The sequence below is a fragment of the Nitrospirota bacterium genome, from assembly GCA_030684575.1.
In the GTDB taxonomy this organism is placed as follows: Bacteria; Nitrospirota; Nitrospiria; order Nitrospirales; family Nitrospiraceae; genus Palsa-1315.
The window spans coordinates 426,810-444,763 of the sequence record JAUXVD010000008.1 but is presented as its reverse complement, the minus strand read 5'-3'; the positions used below and the strand labels follow the sequence as shown (position 1 = coordinate 444,763).

The window sequence follows — 17,954 nt, the reverse complement described above, 5'->3', positions numbered from 1 at the left end:
CGTTTCCCTACACCTCTCGTTACGGGAATGGCCGAGGCTGCCCTTTACTATGCGAGCACAAAAGATCATCAGTCTCCATCCTCTTCCCCGTCGTAGTACTTTTCTCGGTAGATGGGGCAGGGGCCTTTTTGCCGCAGCAAGGCCTTGGCCTCGCCGATCATGGCGCTATTCCCGCAGAGATAGACGTCCAGATCATTGACTGACGCGATTCGCTCTTCGATCAATCTGAGGACGCGGCCTGAGGCACCGGACCAGCCAGGTTCGGGACGGGAGAGCGTCGTGACGACGGTCAGAGTCGGAATCCGCTTAGCCAATTCGGCCAACTCATGCTGATAATACAGGTCCCGCTGGCTCCGCAGGCCCCAGAACAGAGTAGCCGGTCTCGGGTCGGGATGCTCCGCATTCGCCAGCAACATGGACCGGATCGGCGTGATCCCGGTGCCGCTGGCGATGAAGAGGAGATCGCGTTCCGGATCCTCTCGCAGATAGAAACTCCCCGCCGGTCCCTTGAAGGATGTCGTATCCCCCACCTTGAGGTCGAATAGAAAGCCGGAGCCGGCTCCGCCCGGCACAAGGTTGAACAGCAGGGTCACGACGTCGGGACGACTGGGCTGCGAGGCGATAGAATAGGCCCGCGTCAGGAGACGACCGGTCTGCGGATGCGGCATTTCGAAGGAGATGAATTGCCCGGGCTTGAATGTGATGGATCGTGGTTCGATCAAGCGCAGATCGAGCTCGCACACGTCGTGCGTGAGATGCGTGACCGATTCAACTTGCGCGGTAAAAGTTTCGACCGACATGGCGGGAGATTCTAGCAGGATGAGGAAAAGATCCGCCAGCTAGTCATCCTGAAAGGATTAGAAGCCGACGGAGACCCCCACGGTTCCCAGCAGCGCCGCACGATCGGTTGGTCCATAGAATTCGGTACCGAGCCCCGCGTCGAGCACGATGCGCGAGGTGAGCTGATGGCGCAGGCCGATTTCACAGCCCATATTGTTGCGTTGGCCTCGCTGGTCCGACTGTCTCGTATAGACACTGGCGATCAGCGTGTCTCGGAAACTCCCTGGATAGCCCAGGGGATAACTCACGGCTACCACGGCGCGATAGGCCCCAGGCCGCTCCTGCCCTTGCGGCGAACCCAGCACAGTGTAGCCCGCGTTGAGGTGGGCACGGAGCCGCCCGAACGAGCGCGTGAGAATGCCAGTCATCTGGGTATCCACGCCTTTGGAATTCACACCGGTGGGCAGATCGGCCTCAACGCGCAGGGCCATGGCCGGAAGATTCATCGTCTCCGTATTGAAATTGTAGAGCAGGCCCAGGTGCAGGTCGCCGGACTTGGCGGCGCCGACGAGGCTGTTCGGCTCGGTCATGAGGTCGCCCTGGATTTCGATCTGCGCATTGTCGAAGGCACCATAGATGATCTGCGGTTGGAAGGTGATGCGTGTGCGGCTCTCTCGACGATCGTTGAAGCGTACGCCGCCCTCCATCCCGATTTCCCCCTTCGGAATCGCATAGGCGTCTTCCATGCCGATCGGCCTGTTCGGATCGAGATTGTCGTGGTCCAGAGCGAAGCTCGATAGGGGCCATAGCCCGAGTATAAAGACGACGATCCATCTGACTGCGTACAGAGTCGGCCGTTTCAATGGTGGTGCTCCTGATCGTTCACAACCATGGGATTCTTCCCGTCGGCGCTCGCCAGATAGTAGGCATTCACAATACGATAGATCTCTGTCCGCTTCGCGTCCCACGTCGGCACCTGCTCGCTCGCGAGAATGTCGCTGATGTTGTCGTGCAGCATGTGAAGGTTGTCGAAGATATTGGCGATCTCCGGATAACGCGCGGCGAACACAGGACTCAACTCCGCCGTAAGCGGCATGAAGGTCCATTCCACAGGCGGCTGTGCAAGATAGCCTCGATAGGTGGCAAGAATGGGCCGCATGGCCCGGGTCTTCGCTGCGAGATCGCGCGCAGCTTGCAAAGGATCGTACACGGCGACTTGCAAATAGTGGTACGACCAGATCGTCGCGTTGAAGAGCGGGAACCTGGTGCGGAACGTCTTGGAATAGGGGAACTGATCGAGCCGGCGGTGGTCCAGCCGTTTGGCCGTGATGGCGTAGGCGCTCTCCTGATAAAAGGCCAACACGTCCCTGATCGCACGCTCTTTCTCCGGCTCGTTCGAGACCATAATGTCGTAGGTGGCGCGATGCAGGGCATGGGCTTCGTCGAACGTGTTCTGCGCGCGCCAGGCCAGCTTCATGTACGTCGGCGCAATGGCCTCCTCATTCGGATTGAGTGTGGGTTTCGACGCAATGAAGGCGAGCGTTTCCTTGCGAGCCCGGTCCTCAATAGCCGGCACGTCTGTGCCGCTGGTTAATAAGAGGTTTTCGTATAGATTTGAATGGCCGAAATCCACGCCGTTGAACTCGCTATCAAGCTCGGCCAGATCTTCGCGCAGCGCAAAGTTCCAGAGGGCTCGATAGTAAAACCGCTTGTCGCGTGGCTCGAACTGACTGCAGGCAGCCAACCCGAGGGCGATCGTGGCCGTCACCACGATCGCCGCGACACGGATGGAACGATTGATCTTCCTGTCAGTGGCAGTGATACGCATGCACCACCGCATGGCCCTTGCCCCGCGCGATCAACCAGCGATTCACGGGAAAGGCCGCGGCCCCGGCCAGAACCAGCGAGGCCGCGAGACTTCCCCAGAATAGCGGGTCGAGCAATCCGGCGTCCATGGCACCGGGGATCACGAGCATGATCGCATTGTCGACGAACTCCATGGTGCCCATGGAAAGGGTGTCGGACGCAAACGCCAATCCGAGCGCCGTACCCCAGGCGATCCCTGCCCTGCGAAGCGGCCAGAGCGTCATGCCGTAGCCGAACAGAAAGGCCAGCGTCACCGCGAGGGCGACGGTCGGCCAGGTCGGCCATCCAAGCGCCGTGCCGATCACCATGCCGAGCACTTCGCCGATGGTGCAACCTGTCAAGCAATGCAGCGTGGCCATGAAGGCCGTGCGATTCAACGACGGAGATGCCTGCGCCGCCTCCTGATGACTATGATGGCCGTGATGCTCGTGCGGCGGCGCCTGTGGCTTCGGCTTGGAGCAGCATGCTGGTGGCGCCTCTTCGTCGGAGAGAGTGGGGAAAACTGATTCGGCCTGCATCATGTGAAACCTCCCTGTAAGTGATGATGATTGCCTCGCTCACCCTTACAGACGGAGCAGGGATCGGATTATTACAGTGCCCTTCTAAAGCTGATTCTATCTGGACGAACGCATTCTCTTGGGGGTGCCGACCGGAAAGTTGCTACGCACAGGTACAGTTCAGGCAGCCGTGCCTGGTGCAGACTCCGCAGACCTGTTCCAGTCTGGCCCGTAGCGCCTGGCGCGCCCGATGGAGACGGACAGTCAGATTGTTGGTGGTCAGCTCCAAGTCCTTCGCAACAGAGGCAGGCACCTCCCCCTCTAGATCGATGCGCCTGAGCAGGTCCGCGTATGAGGGCCGCATGTCTTTCAGTAAAGGAGTGAGGCATGCACAGATCGCCGGCCGCACTTCGTCAAATGCCGGAGTCTTGTCCTCCTCGGAAGCCCTCAGCTCCTGGAGCAGACCCTCCACCTTGCGATGGTCGGCGGCGTGAGACCGGTAGTAATCCGTCACGGCGTTACGCAGGATGCGGTAGAACCAGCTAACGGCACTGTCGTGTGTCTTCAGATCATGATGCCGTTCGACGGCCTTCATCAAGCTCTGCTGCAGCAGGTCTTCCACCAGCGCATCGTCAGACAGCCGCTTGCGCAGGAACGCCCGGAACGCAGAATGTTGCTCCAGCAACACGTGCATGAGGTTATCCAATACCGCATTCGAAGCCTGATCCGCCTCCGGCGTTCTTCGACTGTCCATACGTCTCCTCGTCTCATCCATCGGTTCGACGCGAACGACTCGTCTGAACGCTCTCCCGACGACGATTATTTGTACCCAACCACCATGCCGTCCGGTCCAGCCAATTTGGCGACCTGCGTCCGCTTGAACCCTGCGTCTTTCATCCACTTGCGGCAGTCTGCGCCGGTGAAGTCGAATCCACCAGGGGTTTCAATGAGCATATTGAGGCTCATGAGCAGTCCAAATGCATTTTGTTTCCGTGCGTCGTCGATGAGGGCTTCGTGGACGATGATCGCGCCCTTCGGCGACAACGCCTCGTAGGCCTTGCGGAGGAGCATCCTCTTCTCCTCCAGATTCCAGTCGTGGAGGATATGCCCCATCACGATCACGTCGCATGTCGGCAAGGGGTCTTTGAAGAAATCACCGGGCTGAAAGCGCAGCCGCTGCGCAACACCCCGTTCCCGCGCATAGGCCTCGAACACCGGCTGCACGACCGGCAAATCCATCCCCCCGCCCGTCAGATGTTTGTGCACGAGCGCGATCTCAACCGCGACGCCGCCTTGAGCGCAACCGACATCCATAAACGTCTTGTACTTCTTCCAAGGAAACTTCTTGGCGATGATCTGTGCGGAGCCGACACTCAAGCCGGTCATGGCCTTGAGGAACCCCTCCAACCGTTGAGGATCGGCATACAAGGTGCCGAAGAAATCCTCGCCGGTCTTCACCTCGTTCTGCGGCTTACCGGTGCGGAGGCCTTCCGTCAGCGAACCCCAGAATGGATAGAGCCGTGTGTTGCACATTTCCAGCATACCGCCGGCATACGAAGGTTTCGATCGATCCAGAAACTTGGCTGTTTCCGGCGTATTGGCATAGCGCGCCCCGGTCCGCTTCAACATACCAAGGACCACCAGCGCATCGAAGAAATCCCGCGCGCTACGGGGATGGAGCTGGAGCCGCTTGGTCAACGCCCCCTCGTCCAGAGGGCCTTTGCCGAGTTCCGTGAAAAGACCCAGCTCGATGGCGCTCAAGAGCGTCTTCGACCCCCAAAACCCCATCCCGAGTTGCATGATGTTCGCCGGAGTCAGTCGAACTTTGGCCATTGAATCGCTCCTTTCCTATCCACTCGTTCCACCTGCGATATCGTCGAGATCGTCGGCTGCTTCATCTGTTCGATGAGCTGTTGCCTCCCACGCATGACATCTTCCCATGTTCGCTTCATGCATGACGAGCGCGGCCCACGGAAACGACGCGGCGATCATATCCCAGACCGCTGGTTTCTAACAGAGGCTGCGACGTCACACTGCGGGCGCAGATGTCTGCATACTACGGAATTCTTCTTGAGCGGCACGACGAAACGCCTATACTACAACAGGCGACTGTACTTCGTGCCGCCGCAAAGGAGCGGGCTATGGCAACCTCACCTCACATCTCACGGCGGACCGCATTCAAATGTACCCTGGCTGCGCTGGCGACGGTTGCCGGTTCGCCCTCTTGGACATGGCCGCCTAAGGGCTCGCCCTCGCTCGCACCACTCTGGCAATTGCTGGATCTGGCCGAAGCCGGCATGAACACCGCGCCTTCAGCCCCGCCGGCTTCTCGCTCCAACTTCCGCGCGGTCTATGGCGACCTGCGCGCGCGCGATCGCTTTTTCCTCTTCCTTCAAAACGTGTACCACCTCTATCCTGAAGACCGGTTCCACCAATTGATCATCGACCTGACCAACGAGTCCGGCTCCGACCAGCTCATCTACACGACGCTCCAACAGCGACTCTCAGCCATCAAGCCCTTCTTGTCGGAAGCCACCTATGGCCTACCCGCCTTGCATAAACAGAAAACGGAGATGGCCCGCCAGACGGTGGAATTGCTCGGCACCACGCGAACGCTCTCCGGCTACGTGGAGATCGGAACGACCGGACGTTACGCCAACGGCATCCGCGCCCTGATCCCGATCGACGGCCCGATGTATGTGGTGAACGATCTCGCACCGAGTTACTCCCCCAGCGACATCGCCGAACGCGGACAACTCACCCCCATCGGCACCTATGTGCCCATGGGAAACTACGAGCCGTTCGACGGCCCGTCGATCCCTGCGGAAAGCGTCGACCTCGTGACGAACTTCATCGGATTTCATCATGCACCAACGGACAAGCGCGCGCGATTCATTCAAGCGGCATGGCAGGTATTGAAGCCGGGAGGGCGTCTGGTCGTCCGAGATCACAACGTGGCCAGTCCTGAGATGGAAGCGTTCGTGGCATTGGCACATGATGTCTTCAATGCGGGCCTGAATATTTCCTGGGCCGACAATGTCGCACAAATAAGAAACTTTACGTCGGTGCCGCAGCTAGAGGCAGCGCTTGGCGCTGCCGGGTTCGAGAAGTCTGCCACACGGCTGCTGCAAGCCCACGATCCAACCGACAATACATTGATGGTGTTTGTGAAACCACCCTCGCGAGCCCTCTAGCATGATAATCGTACGACTGCTGATGTTCGCTCCCCTTGCCCTTGCCCTTGCCTTTGCGCTCCTCACCGGCTGGGCCCTTCCCGCCCTGGCCGGCCCGGCGATCGTCAACGATGTCACACAAATTAATCCGGTGTTGGTCGATGAAGTCGTGGTGCCCAAGACTGTGGATGCGGTGCGAGAGCTGGTGCGGACCCATCGAGGGCCCATCTCCATCGGCGGAGGGCACTTCAGCATGGGCGGACAAACGGCCTCGGAACGGACGCTGCACCTGGATATGCGAAGCCTCAACCGGATCGTGGCCTTCTCGCCCGAGACCAAGACAATTACGGTAGAGGCAGGCATCACCTGGCGCGCCATTCAAGAAACCATCGACCACAAGAATCTGTCGCTCACGATCATGCAGTCCTACTCGAACTTTACCGTCGGCGGCTCCTTGAGTGTGAACGTTCATGGCCGATACGTGGGGCAGGGCCCGCTGATCGGTTCTGTGAAGGCCCTCAAGGTCGTCCTTGCAGATGGCCAATTGGTGGAGGCGAGCCCGACCGAACGGCCCGAGCTGTTCTTCGGCTGCATCGGCGGATACGGAGGGCTGGGAGTCATTGTGGAGGCGACCCTGGAGCTGGCGGATAATCTCAAAGTGGAGCGCAGCGTCCAAGCCATGCCGGTCACGGCCTACAAAGATTTCTTCTTCAAAACCATTAAGCCTTCCAAAACCGCCATCTTTCATAATGGCGACATCTACCCACCGGCCTACGACGAGGTGCTCTCGATTACCTGGTCGGCTACGGACAAGCCAGTTACGGTGGAGGAGCGGTTGATGCCGATCCAAAGCCATTACTGGTTCGATCAGCTCTCCTACTACTGGCTATCGGAGATTCCGTTCGGCAAACAGTTTCGGGAATATGTGATCGATCCGCTGCGGCTGCGCGGCGAAGCCGTCGTCTGGCGGAATTATGAAGCCAGTTACGACGTGCATCAGCTCGAACCACGATCGCGGGACACCTCGACCTATGTCCTGCAAGAATATTTCGTCCCGGTCCATCGGTTCGACGAATTCATGCCGAAAATGGCGGAGATCTTCACGCGTTACCATGCCAACATCATGAACGTCTCGATCCGCCATGCCGTGCCGGATCGCGGCTCGCTCATGGCCTGGGCTCGAGAAGAAGTGTTTGCCTTCGTGGTCTATTACAAGCAGGGCACCGCGCCGCACGAGAAAACGACCGTCGGCATTTGGACGCGCGAACTGATTGATGCGGTGCTATCGGTGGGCGGGACCTACTATCTGCCCTATCAGCTCCATGGCACCGACGAGCAATTTCAGCAGGCCTACCCGCACGCGAAGGAATGGTTCCTGCTGAAACAGCAACTCGATCCGGACAACCGGTTCCGGAATAAATTATGGGATAGGTATTACCACCCGTCTGGCATATCGCAAACGCTGTTACCGACGCCGTCAACCACTGAGACGTCCGATCGAGATGTAAAAAAAAACTTCAAACCCTGACGCATTACGCCCGTCGCGCCGACCAAACCTTCCTCACCCTGCCGGAATGGTACATCGTCTATAGCGCCGATGAGTTCGCGGCCTTTGTTCAAGCCCGCCCACCCAGCGAATTTCCCTACTTCACGAGCATCCGCCAGTTCTGGTGTCTCTATCGCCAGATCCTCCACGAAACCTGGCAGGCGCCGACCTTCAACTGGGGGTATCACGTGATGATCGGCGTCGTCGGCGTCAGTTATACCGCTGAATATGCCGTCAAGGGCCTCTATGAGTCGACGGTCGGGGCCATGACGGCCTGGATGGCAACGGAGGGAACCTGGGCTGCACGAACGGCGGAGGATCGCTTCATCCAAGAGGTCGCCCGGGATTACTCCAGCTTCATCCATGCGACACCCTGGTACGAGTATCCGTTCTGGACGAAGCTCTCCGAATTGTGGCGCTTGAAAGAAGCAGGGGAAGAGCCTGTCCTGCGCCGATGGGAACGGCGCGTCGAGTTCACGGTGGAACTGCTCTTCAAATCCGCCTGGAGCTTGGCAATCAAACAAGGCACACAAGCAAGCTACGATCCCGAAGCGCTGGAGATTCAAGCCTGGGCACAACAAGGATCTCAGGATATCGGTGGCATCGGTCCCAGCATTCGTATACTCCAGAACCTTGGCGGGCGCTCGACGCTCCTGTCACTGCCTCGATACGAACCCTTCGGACAGGCCGTGCGAGATCTTCTCGCTCACAACGTCCGGCTGGTCGAAGTCGCGGGCAATGAGTCTATCCTCATGACCATCATCGCACCGAAGGACTGGCGGGATCTGCTTCACCGGGGAACGTGGGTCTGCGAATGGACGATCCTCACGCAACCTGCACACAAACGTGTCGCGTTGCTCGTTCCGCTGGGACAACTGCATGAGACCCTACCAAGCCTGGAGAAGGAAGGGGTGCAGTTCGATCATCTATACGATTTTTAGGAGGCCGGGAGCAGGCTGAAGGAAAGAAGATGGCTAGCCACACAGGGCATGAGCTGCCTCACGCATGCGTACTGCCGAAGCTCACACGACAGCCGACGAGGTAGAGCGCACCCTGCGACTCTTGCCTCAGGGGTTTCGTCCAACAGACTTCTGCCAGACAGACTGCATTCTTGATCGCTGAGTTACCGGTTTGGATTTCCAGAAGCTGCCCTGTGGACGGAGCGACGCCGAGCAGGAGCCGCAGTCCGGTCGGGCTGAGGCTCACTGCCGTGCCATACCCCTCTTCGAGTATCACACCATCGCGATCCACCGAACGCATCAAGCCATAGGTACAGGGACTGATTCTCGCATGTCGAACTTCCCGCCGGCGCTCAACCCGAAGAGCAGGTCTGCCCTGCCACGAGACATCATGCATCGCGTGCTCGACTGCAGGCACGCCTGCCTTCCCCAGTAACGATTTCCCGTACGACCGTAGATATTCCAAGATCTGCTTCATGCGCAAACTCCACCTAGACAACGAATGACATCGCCCCTGCCCGGCATTCTCCCATCCGGATTGTCGGCATTCGGCAACTGTGACGTTGTATTACACCGCGAGCGCGATTGTATAGAAAACAAAAGGGTTCCCTAGAACTACGTAGGCCTCGTACTGACAACGGCATGGCACGATCTTCACGCATCGATTAGTGTCTGCTCAATGCGGCGGGCCTCAATCGCGGTAGCCTCTACGCCACCTTCGGCGACAACCGCGCACTGTTCTTGAAAGCCATGGACCTCTATTGCTCCAGTAGCGACATCGGCAGCAGGCTCTCCATCTTGAGCCAGCGGGCCTGGCACTTCCTCTCATCCGCCAGTTCATCGGCGCCATGCTGGAATTCGGCCTCTCCGATCCATTACGCCAAGGTGGAATAATGACCAACACGCTGGTAAAACTGGGTCCACATGAGAAAGACATCGCCCTGAAAATGTCGAGACGGTTGCAGATAGTGGAAGAGGGCTTCTTTCGGCTGCTTTCACGCGCGAAGCACGAAGGGGAACTTGCGAAACACAAAGACCCGCGCGCGTTGGCCCGGGTCCTGGTCACGATGATGCAAGGGACCATCGTCATGATCAAAGCCGGCACGCCGGCCGACGTGGCGAGACAGACCGCGAAGACCGCGTTGTCGATCCTCGACTGACTTTTCTTGGAGAGATACCCCAACCGATGAGCGACGAGGCCTCCAGTCGGACGAGGACAGTGGTGGAGACGATCTATCGCGCTGAGTCGCGACAGGTGCTCGCGACGCTGATACGCCTGCTTGGCGACTTCGACGCTGCCGAAGAGGCCTTGCACGAAGCCTTTGCCGTGGCGGTCGAGCAATGGGCGCGAGACGGTGTGCCGGCCAATCCGAGAGCTTGGCTCGTTTCGACTGGACGTTTCAAAGCCATCGACGGGATGCGCCGTCGCGCCCGGCATGATGCGTCTGTGGCAGAATTGGCAAAGGAAACGGAACCCACAGCCACAATTGAGACCGAACAGCAGGAGGACGAACACCTCGAGGACGACCGGCTCCGATTGATCTTCACATGTTGTCATCCCGCCCTCGCGCCTGAAGCCCAGGCCGCCATGACCCTGCGCGAAGTCTGCGGTCTCACGACTGAAGAGATCGCGCGGGCATTCCTGACAAAACCGGCCACCGTCGCGCAGCGGATCGTGCGGGCCAAGGCCAAGATCCGCGACGCGCGCATTCCCTATGAGGTACCATCCGAGAAAGAACTGCCGGACCGATGGGACGCCGTGCTCCGCGTGGTCTACCTCGTCTTCAACGAAGGATACTCGGCCTCATTCGGTGAAGCCGTGACGCGGCACGATCTCTGTGGGGAAGCGATTCGCTTAGGCCGACTGCTGAATACCTTGCTCCCGCAGTCGGAATCGACGGGATTGCTAGGATTGATGCTCTTGCAGGACTCCCGGAAGGCCGCGCGCGCCACCGCAACCGGCGAACTCATTTTATTAGAGGATCAAGATCGCGCTCTGTGGAATCGAGACCAGATCATGGAAGGAGTCGCGCTCGTCAGACAGGCCATGTCCCAGGGTCAGGTCGGCCCCTATACCATCCAGGGAGCGATTGCTGCGGTGCATACGCAAGCGCCCGCCGCCCTGGCTACGGATTGGGCCCAGATCGTCGCGCTCTATGGCTTGCTGCTTCAGGCCTGTCCTTCACCGGTGATCGAGCTGAATAGCGCCGTCGCCGTCGCCATGCGAGACGGTCCGTCAGCCGGTTTGGACCTGATCGATACCATCTTGAAGACAGGAGATCTGGACACCTATCACTTGGCACATGCCGCGCGGGCGGATCTCTGCCGGCGGCTAGGACGGACGAACGAGGCCCGCACCTCTTACCAGCGAGCCCTGAGCCTGACGCAGCAGGAACCGGAACGGCGGTTTTTGGAGAAACGGCTGAACGAGCTACCGGGCTCGACCGGCTCGTGATTCACCGCCCCCATTCATAAGTCATTGATCAAGCAGAAATAACTCGTCCCACCTCGAAGGTGGACGGCTGATGTCGATATTCAGAGTTCCCAACGACTATCTCATGACAGCAAGACGTACCGATGTTGGAGGATGCCATGGCGAAACGTATTCAGAAACGGAAGGTGACACCATCCCGGCCAGTGGCCAGCATCTGCTGGTTCGACGTTCCCGCCGATGATCTCGGACGGGCGAAGACATTTTATCGCTCGTTGTTCGGGTGGAAATTCGCAGAGTTGTCGACAGCCGTTGCCGACTATTGGCACATCGACACCGGCGGAAAAGATGCTTCGCCGGACGGTGGACTCTTGCCCCGGATGCATCCTGGGCAATCCATCACGGTCTATGTGACGGTCCCATCGATTGGCAAGGCCCTAACCAAGGTCACAAAACTCGGCGGGTCTGTCTGCAAATCAAAAACTGCCGTGCCGCACATGGGTTACTTTGCGATCTGTGAGGACACGGAACATAACGTCTTCGCACTCTGGGAGCCGAACGAAAAAGCAGCCTGACGGCTGAAAGAGAGATTTCACACATCACTCATCAGGAGCCTGCCATGAAATACCTATGCTTAATCTACCTCGAAGAAACCACACTCCACGCCATGCCGCAAAGTGAGCGGATTGTGCTCTCGAACGAGTCCATGGCCTACTGTGACGAACTGCAACAAAATGGCCAATTCATCGCGGCCTCACCACTCCACCCGGTGGAGACCGCGACGACGGTGCGGGTGCGCGGAGGGAAAGTCTCAACGACCGATGGACCCTTCGCCGAGACGAAGGAACAACTGGGCGGGTATCTCCTGATCGATGTCAGAGACCTGAACGACGCCGTACGGATCGCCTCGAAGTTTCCCGCAGCCCAGTACGGGAGCATCGAGGTACGGCCGATCAAAGAAGGCGGTTGTGCTTAACCGGCGTTCATCCGTGTTCGTACAGGGAATGGCACCATGAAATTCATGTTGATCGTGCATCATGACGAAGAGGCGTTCAATACGATCGAACAGGAGAAGCGACAGCAGCTGCTCGCCGAATCCATTGCGCTCACACATCAGCTTCATGCCGCAGAGCAATATGTCCATGCTTCGCCGCTCCATTCGGCCGACACAGCCGTCATTGTAAGGGTGCGCGAAGGCAAACCGGTCGTGACGGATGGGCCCTTTATCGAAACTCGCGAGCAGATTGCCGGCTACTTCCTGGTGAATGCACAAAATCTGAACGAGGCCGTCAGTATTGCGGTCCGCGTTCCGGGCGCACGGATCGGCACCGTCGAAGTGCGCCCGTTGATCGAGATCACGGGACTGCCTGACACCGAAATGTGCTGAGTGCTGAGCATGAAGATACGCCACACAACACCAGCGACGCATAAACGGGAAAGGAGTAAAGAATGAGCAGCATACGGTTATTGGTTGGAACGAAAAAAGGCGCGTTCATCTTGGCGTCGGACGGGAAGCGGAAACAGTGGACCGTCGATGGTCCGCACTTCGGCGGCTGGGAGCTGTACCATCTCAAGGGATCGCCGGTCGATCCAAATCGCATCTATGCCTCGCAAACCAGCAGTTGGTTCGGTCAGATCATCCAGCGGTCGGACGACGGGGGCAAGACCTGGAACCCACCCGGCACCAAGCCGGAAGATCTCATGGGGGCGGACGGCATGCCAAAGGGCGAGAGCAACATGTTCCTCTATGACGCCTCGGAGAAAACCGGCAAGCCCCTCACGACGCACCAGCATTACGACGGCTCGCAGCGCCCCTGGGAGTTCAAGCGGGTCTGGCACCTCGAACCGTCGCTGACCGACCTGGATACAGTCTATGCCGGCGCGGAAGATGCGGCGCTATTCAAGTCGACGGACGCAGGCAAGACGTGGCAGGAACTGGCGGGACTGCGGAGCGCGAAGGGCCAGCTCTGGCAACCTGGCGCCGGCGGAATGTGCCTACACACCATTGTGCTAGACAAGGCCAACCAGGATCGGATGTTCGTCGCCATTTCAGCCGCCGGCGCCTTTCGGAGCAACGATGCCGGCAAGACTTGGAAGCCGACCAACAACGGGTTGCACTCGAAGTATGAACTGCCCGACCCGGATGCCGAAGTCGGTCACTGCGTGCACTGTATTACGATGCACCCCGCCCGCCCGAACGTGTTGTTCATGCAAAAACATTGGGACGTGCTGCGCAGCGACAACGGCGGAGACTCGTGGCAGAAAATCAGCGGCAACTTGCCGAGTGATTTCGGATTTCCGATCGCCGTGCATGCCCATGAGCCGAACACCGTCTACGTCGTGCCGATCAAGAGCGATTCCGAGCATTATCCGCCGGATGGAAAACTGCGCGTGTACCGCAGTCGAACCGGTGGGAACGAATGGGAGGCGCTGACGAAGGGACTGCCGCAGCAGGATTGCTACGTCAACATCCTGCGCGATGCGATGGCCGTCGATCAGCTCGATCCCTGCGGTCTGTACTTCGGCACGACCGGCGGGCAGGTCTATGGGTCTGCCGATGGCGGGGACCGTTGGACGCCGATCGTAAGAGACTTACCCCCTGTTTTATCCGTCGAGGCCCAAACGCTGCCATGATTCGAGTCGTGCTGCCGGCACATTTACGGACGTTGGCGCGCGTGAATGGTGAGGTCACGCTGGACATCACTGGTCCGGCGACGGTGGAGGCGGTGCTCGATACATTGGAAGCCCGCTATCCGATGTTGCGCGGCACGATCCGCGACCACGCGACGCGACGGCGAAGGCCGTTCATCCGCTTCTTCGCCTGCGAGCGCGATCTGTCGCACCAGCCGCCCGACTCGCCTTTGCCGGATACGGTTGCAACGGGAACAGAACCGCTACTGATCGTGGGAGCCATGGCCGGCGGATAACACAGGCAATGAATCGACCGCCGATTGCAGAGAGCAATTCACGCGCTGTGCAGCCGCTAGTCCGTCCGGCAATCCAGAGCTCACGCGAGCAGCGTGAGCAGCCAATAGGAAAACACGCCGTAGAGCATGTCCGATACGGAGTGAGATCGGCTGTCGATGCGCAAAAAGACCTGAATGCAAAAGCCGGTGGCGAACAGCGTGAGCGGCCCATCCGGCGAGAGACAGGGGCCGATAGATGATCCCAACAGGCTTGAACCAGGGCATCTCCCACCTCGACACGACGAGTCCATTACACCGAACCCGAACGTGGAGTCCGAACTGACGTGCCAAGAGATCATAGGAAGTTGCGGCGCTGTCGATTTCGACCCCTCCCGTTCGACGAAGAAGTAGAAGCGAGTTATTTCGAATCGGAGGACCAGACTATGCAGAGAATCACTCCCTGTTTGTGGTTCGACGACAAGGCCGAAGAGGCGGCGAACTTTTATGTTTCGATTTTTAAAAATTCGAAAGTCACCGCAATGACTCGCTATGGAGAGGCAGGCGCGGAGGTCTCCGGAAGACCAACAGGATCGGTGATGACCGTGACGTTTGAGATCGAAGGGCAGGAGTTCGTGGCCTTAAACGGCGGCCCCATCTTCAAGTTTACTGAGGCCGTCTCGATGATGGTGAAGTGCGAAACGCAGGAAGCGATCGACGAGATGTGGGACAAGCTCTCCCAAGGCGGAGAACAAGGACCCTGTGGCTGGCTGAAGGATCAATATGGTCTGTCGTGGCAAATCGTCTCCCCGGTGTGGGAAGACATGTTGCGAGACAAGGATGCCGCGAAATCTGAACGCGTCATGAAGGCCGTGCTCCAGATGACCAAACCCGACATCAACAAGCTCAAGCAAGCCTACGAGGGGCACTCAGGTCGCCATGCGGACGGAGCATGAACGACCGGCCGTCTCCCAGGTGAGTCATCTTGAGTCGTGACAAGAGTATGGATCATACTGTGCGCCTATGAACCGGCAATCCCTATCGCCCTGCGACAGTCTGGCAGAGAAGTACCACATGCTTCTGGGAGTTGCGGAATCGATCTCTGCCCACCAGGACCTGCGCGACTTATGTCGCGACCTTGCTCAACGTCTCCCGCGCGTGGTGCACGTAAATTTCGTCGGCCTGTCGTTGCACGATCCAGAGCGCAACGTCATGCAGTTACACACGGTGCAGGCCAACGTGCCGGCCGATCTGCTGGGCGGCCATGAGGAGCCGGTTGAGGAAACTCCTGCCGGAATGGTCTGGCATACGCAACAGCCGATCATCGTTCCTGATCTCGCCGAAGAACCACGCTGGCCGAAGGTCCTGCAGCGGATGCAGGAGGACGGTATCAATTCCTGTTGTTTCGTGCCACTGACGACGTCGTTGCGGCGGTTGGGCGCGCTGGGGTTTTCAAGCCTCCAGAAAAGCGCCTATGACGAGGCAGATGTTGAATTCCTCCGGCAGGTCGGCAATCAGGTCGCGGTCGCCGTAGACAATGTCATCCATCATCAAGCCTTGACTCGCGACCGAGACCGGTTGCGCCTTCTCCTTGAGGTATCCGAGTCCATTGCGTCACATCACGTCCTTGAAGAGCTGTTTCAGGATCTCGCGCAGCGGCTCCCGCACATCGTGCCCTTCAATTTCATCAACGCCGTCCTCCATGAGCCTGCACGGAACGCGATGCGCCTTTGGTTGCTGGTGACATCTCAACCGACGACGATCAGCCCCGGCCTGGAAACCCCTGTGGACGAATCACCCGGTGGGTTGGTGTGGAAAACCCAACAGCCGCTGTCGGTCGACGACGTGGAGCAAGAGCGGCGCTTCCCCGGACTGATGAAGCTGTTTCGCGAGAACGGTGTGGGATCCTTTTGCGTGGTTCCTCTCACAACGGCACAACGGCGCCTGGGGGCCATGGGCTTCGGAAGCCTGCAAAAGAGGGCCTATCAAGAAGCGGATATCAATTTCATGCGCCAGGTGGCCAAACAGGTGGCGGTTGCCGTGGACAACGCACTACATGCCCAGAGCGCCAGGTCGGCGCAACAGCAATTGGAGCAGGAACGCGATCGCCAGCGTCTCCTCTTGGAGGTCAACAATGCGGTCGTCTCCCGGCTCAGCCTGAGCGATCTGTTCAAGGCCGTCAGCGGTTGCCTCAGAACGGTCATCCAGCACGACGGATCGACCCTGGTCCTGTGCGACCCCGACACGCAACGCTATCGAGCGCACGTGCTGGATTTCACGACGGCCGCAGAGTTCATTGAGGAAGGCCAGGTCTCATCCGACTGTAAGTGCCCGTCAGAACGGGCCTTTACAACCAGGCAGCCCGTGATCTATCGGCGGCGGGATCTGGAACTCTTGGCCGTCGAATCCGACATGACCCGGCAGCTGCTGGATCAAGGGGTCAAAGCGCTCTGCTCCGTTCCCCTCGTGTCGCACGACAAGGTGCTCGGAACACTGGATGTCTCACGCCTGCACGAACAGGATTTTACACCAGCCGAAGGCGAACTCCTGCATCAGGTCGCGCATCAGATCGCGATCGCCGTGGAAAACGCCTTGGCGCACCAGGAAGTCGAGCGGCTGAAAGATACGCTCGCCAAGGAAAAGCTGTATCTCGAAGAAGAGATCCAGACCGAACATAACTTCGAGGAAATCGTCGGCGAGAGCCATGCGCTCAAGCGCGTGCTCAAGCAAGTCCGGACCGTGGCGTCCACCGACTCCACGGTGCTAATCCTCGGCGAAACAGGGAGCGGAAAAGAACTGGTTGCTCGCGCGCTGCACGCGCTGAGTGACCGGAAGGATCGCACCTTCGTCAAGCTCAACTGCGCTGCGATTCCAACCGGTTTGCTCGAGAGCGAACTCTTTGGTCACGAAAAGGGCGCGTTCACCGGAGCCATCGCCACGAAGATCGGCCGATTCGAATTAGCCGACCGAGGAACGATCTTCCTCGACGAAGTGGGCGACATTCCATTGGAACTTCAAGTCAAGTTACTCCGGGTCCTGCAGGAACAGGAGTTCGAACGCCTGGGAAGCAGCCGAACGATCCGTGTCAATGTCCGCGTGATCGCCGCGACCAATCGCGACCTCGAGCAGATGGTGGGGGAGCAGAAGTTTCGCGGCGACTTGTACTACCGGCTCAAGGTGTTTCCCATGACGGCCCCTCCCCTGCGCGAACGCGTGGAGGATATCCCGTTGCTCGTCAGACACTTCACCCAGAAATTCGCCCAGCGAATGAAGAAACGCATCGAGACGATTCCGGCAGAGGCCATGAAAGCGTTACAAAATTATCCGTGGCCGGGCAATGTACGGGAACTCGAGAATTTCGTCGAGCGAGCCGTGATTCTGACGAAGGGACAGGACCTGTTCGTGCCGGTGACAGAGTTGAAACGGGCGGCCGGTCCGGCTGGACCGTCCAATCGCTCGACCCTCGAGCAAGCCGAGCGCGAACATATTCTCAAGGCGCTGCGCGACTCGAACTGGACGATCGGCGGTCCTACCGGCGCTGCTGCGAAGCTCGGGGTGAAGCGGACCACGCTCCAATCCAAAATGCAGAAACTCGGGATCGCCCGCCCTTCCTAGCTCCGTTCGTTCACGATACGTTGTTTCCCCTACATCATGTGCCGACATTCCGGCACATGCCGACCTGCTGGCACGAATACTTCGGCATCACAGTTTTCCCCCTGCCTCGTCACCATCTTCAACTTCATAACAATTTTCCATGTCATTCAATAGTTAGCCTGCCTTCACCGGCCCGACTCCTGCC

20 protein-coding genes are annotated in these 17,954 nt (G+C 58.9%); 12 read left to right on the top strand and 8 right to left on the bottom strand.

All coding sequences use genetic code 11. From position 1 onward, the window contains the following. Window positions 1-68: 68 nt before the first annotated feature. The 6 genes from Q8N00_05305 to Q8N00_05280 all read right to left on the bottom strand — a co-directional run bounded on the left by Q8N00_05305 (window position 69) and on the right by Q8N00_05280 (window position 4,976). Window positions 69-800, bottom strand: coding sequence for an FAD-binding oxidoreductase (locus tag Q8N00_05305; GenBank protein MDP2382202.1), 732 nt, complete (start codon window positions 798-800; stop codon window positions 69-71). A 57-nt stretch (window positions 801-857) separates the two neighbouring features. After that, entirely contained in the window at window positions 858-1,643 is a 786-nt protein-coding gene (locus Q8N00_05300) for a transporter (GenBank protein MDP2382201.1), read from the bottom strand. Beyond that, window positions 1,640-2,608, bottom strand: coding sequence for a hypothetical protein (locus tag Q8N00_05295; GenBank protein ID MDP2382200.1), 969 nt, complete (start codon window positions 2,606-2,608; stop codon window positions 1,640-1,642). Before Q8N00_05295 ends, Q8N00_05300 begins: the two co-directional genes overlap by 4 nt. Then, window positions 2,589-3,167 carry a DUF4396 domain-containing protein gene (locus Q8N00_05290; protein MDP2382199.1) on the bottom strand — a complete coding sequence of 193 codons (579 nt, stop codon included), beginning with the start codon at window positions 3,165-3,167 and terminating at the stop codon, window positions 2,589-2,591. The genes Q8N00_05295 and Q8N00_05290 overlap by 20 nt, the downstream gene beginning before the upstream one ends. A gap of 139 nt (window positions 3,168-3,306) precedes the next feature. Next, a complete protein-coding gene (locus Q8N00_05285; protein ID MDP2382198.1) occupies window positions 3,307-3,897 on the bottom strand; it encodes a sigma-70 family RNA polymerase sigma factor in 591 nt (196 codons plus the stop codon). Window positions 3,898-3,962: 65 nt separating this feature from the next. After that, window positions 3,963-4,976 (bottom strand): methyltransferase, encoded by a 1,014-nt coding sequence (locus Q8N00_05280; protein ID MDP2382197.1) that lies wholly within the window; start codon window positions 4,974-4,976, stop codon window positions 3,963-3,965. Between the two features lie 308 nt (window positions 4,977-5,284). Here Q8N00_05280 and Q8N00_05275 point away from each other — a divergent pair, with 308 nt between their 5' ends. The 3 genes from Q8N00_05275 (at window position 5,285) to Q8N00_05265 (ending at window position 8,803) form a co-directional block, all read left to right on the top strand. After that, window positions 5,285-6,337, top strand: a complete 1,053-nt coding sequence (locus Q8N00_05275; GenBank protein ID MDP2382196.1) for a class I SAM-dependent methyltransferase — start codon at window positions 5,285-5,287, stop codon at window positions 6,335-6,337. 1 nt (window position 6,338) lies between these two features. Beyond that, a complete protein-coding gene (locus tag Q8N00_05270; GenBank protein MDP2382195.1) occupies window positions 6,339-7,844 on the top strand; it encodes an FAD-binding oxidoreductase in 1,506 nt (501 codons plus the stop codon). Window positions 7,845-8,050: 206 nt separating this feature from the next. Beyond that, window positions 8,051-8,803 carry a hypothetical protein gene (locus Q8N00_05265; protein ID MDP2382194.1) on the top strand — a complete coding sequence of 251 codons (753 nt, stop codon included), beginning with the start codon at window positions 8,051-8,053 and terminating at the stop codon, window positions 8,801-8,803. A gap of 58 nt (window positions 8,804-8,861) precedes the next feature. Here Q8N00_05265 and Q8N00_05260 read toward each other — a convergent pair whose 3' ends face one another. Continuing rightward, the gene (locus Q8N00_05260; protein ID MDP2382193.1) at window positions 8,862-9,299 is read right to left on the bottom strand and encodes a hypothetical protein; all 438 of its coding nucleotides are present in this window, start codon (window positions 9,297-9,299) and stop codon (window positions 8,862-8,864) included. A gap of 415 nt (window positions 9,300-9,714) precedes the next feature. Here Q8N00_05260 and Q8N00_05255 point away from each other — a divergent pair, with 415 nt between their 5' ends. The 7 genes from Q8N00_05255 (at window position 9,715) to Q8N00_05225 (ending at window position 14,179) form a co-directional block, all read left to right on the top strand. Further along, window positions 9,715-9,981: a hypothetical protein gene (locus Q8N00_05255; protein MDP2382192.1), complete on the top strand. Its 267-nt coding sequence runs from the start codon at window positions 9,715-9,717 to the stop codon at window positions 9,979-9,981. Between the two features lie 26 nt (window positions 9,982-10,007). After that, a complete protein-coding gene (locus tag Q8N00_05250) occupies window positions 10,008-11,276 on the top strand; it encodes an RNA polymerase sigma factor (GenBank protein ID MDP2382191.1) in 1,269 nt (422 codons plus the stop codon). Between the two features lie 137 nt (window positions 11,277-11,413). After that, on the top strand, window positions 11,414-11,827 hold the full coding sequence (locus Q8N00_05245; GenBank protein ID MDP2382190.1) for a VOC family protein: 414 nt from the start codon (window positions 11,414-11,416) through the stop codon (window positions 11,825-11,827). A 44-nt stretch (window positions 11,828-11,871) separates the two neighbouring features. Then, complete coding sequence (locus Q8N00_05240; protein MDP2382189.1) at window positions 11,872-12,228, top strand: YciI family protein; 357 nt, start codon at window positions 11,872-11,874, stop codon at window positions 12,226-12,228. 36 nt (window positions 12,229-12,264) lie between these two features. Further along, the gene (locus tag Q8N00_05235) at window positions 12,265-12,639 is read left to right on the top strand and encodes a YciI family protein (GenBank protein ID MDP2382188.1); all 375 of its coding nucleotides are present in this window, start codon (window positions 12,265-12,267) and stop codon (window positions 12,637-12,639) included. A 62-nt stretch (window positions 12,640-12,701) separates the two neighbouring features. Next, the gene (locus Q8N00_05230; GenBank protein ID MDP2382187.1) at window positions 12,702-13,886 is read left to right on the top strand and encodes an exo-alpha-sialidase; all 1,185 of its coding nucleotides are present in this window, start codon (window positions 12,702-12,704) and stop codon (window positions 13,884-13,886) included. Then, window positions 13,883-14,179, top strand: a complete 297-nt coding sequence (locus Q8N00_05225) for a MoaD/ThiS family protein (GenBank protein MDP2382186.1) — start codon at window positions 13,883-13,885, stop codon at window positions 14,177-14,179. The genes Q8N00_05230 and Q8N00_05225 overlap by 4 nt, the downstream gene beginning before the upstream one ends. An 80-nt stretch (window positions 14,180-14,259) precedes the next feature. On the opposite strand, the gene Q8N00_05220 is transcribed toward Q8N00_05225, so the two are convergent. Then, window positions 14,260-14,424 carry a hypothetical protein gene (locus tag Q8N00_05220; GenBank protein MDP2382185.1) on the bottom strand — a complete coding sequence of 55 codons (165 nt, stop codon included), beginning with the start codon at window positions 14,422-14,424 and terminating at the stop codon, window positions 14,260-14,262. A gap of 177 nt (window positions 14,425-14,601) precedes the next feature. On the opposite strand from Q8N00_05220, the gene Q8N00_05215 reads away from it, so the two are divergent. Both Q8N00_05215 and Q8N00_05210 read left to right on the top strand, forming a co-directional pair. Then, a complete protein-coding gene (locus tag Q8N00_05215) occupies window positions 14,602-15,111 on the top strand; it encodes a VOC family protein (protein MDP2382184.1) in 510 nt (169 codons plus the stop codon). Window positions 15,112-15,229: 118 nt separating this feature from the next. Continuing rightward, on the top strand, window positions 15,230-17,770 hold the full coding sequence (locus tag Q8N00_05210) for a sigma 54-interacting transcriptional regulator (protein MDP2382183.1): 2,541 nt from the start codon (window positions 15,230-15,232) through the stop codon (window positions 17,768-17,770). The last annotated feature ends 184 nt before the right edge of the window (window positions 17,771-17,954 follow it).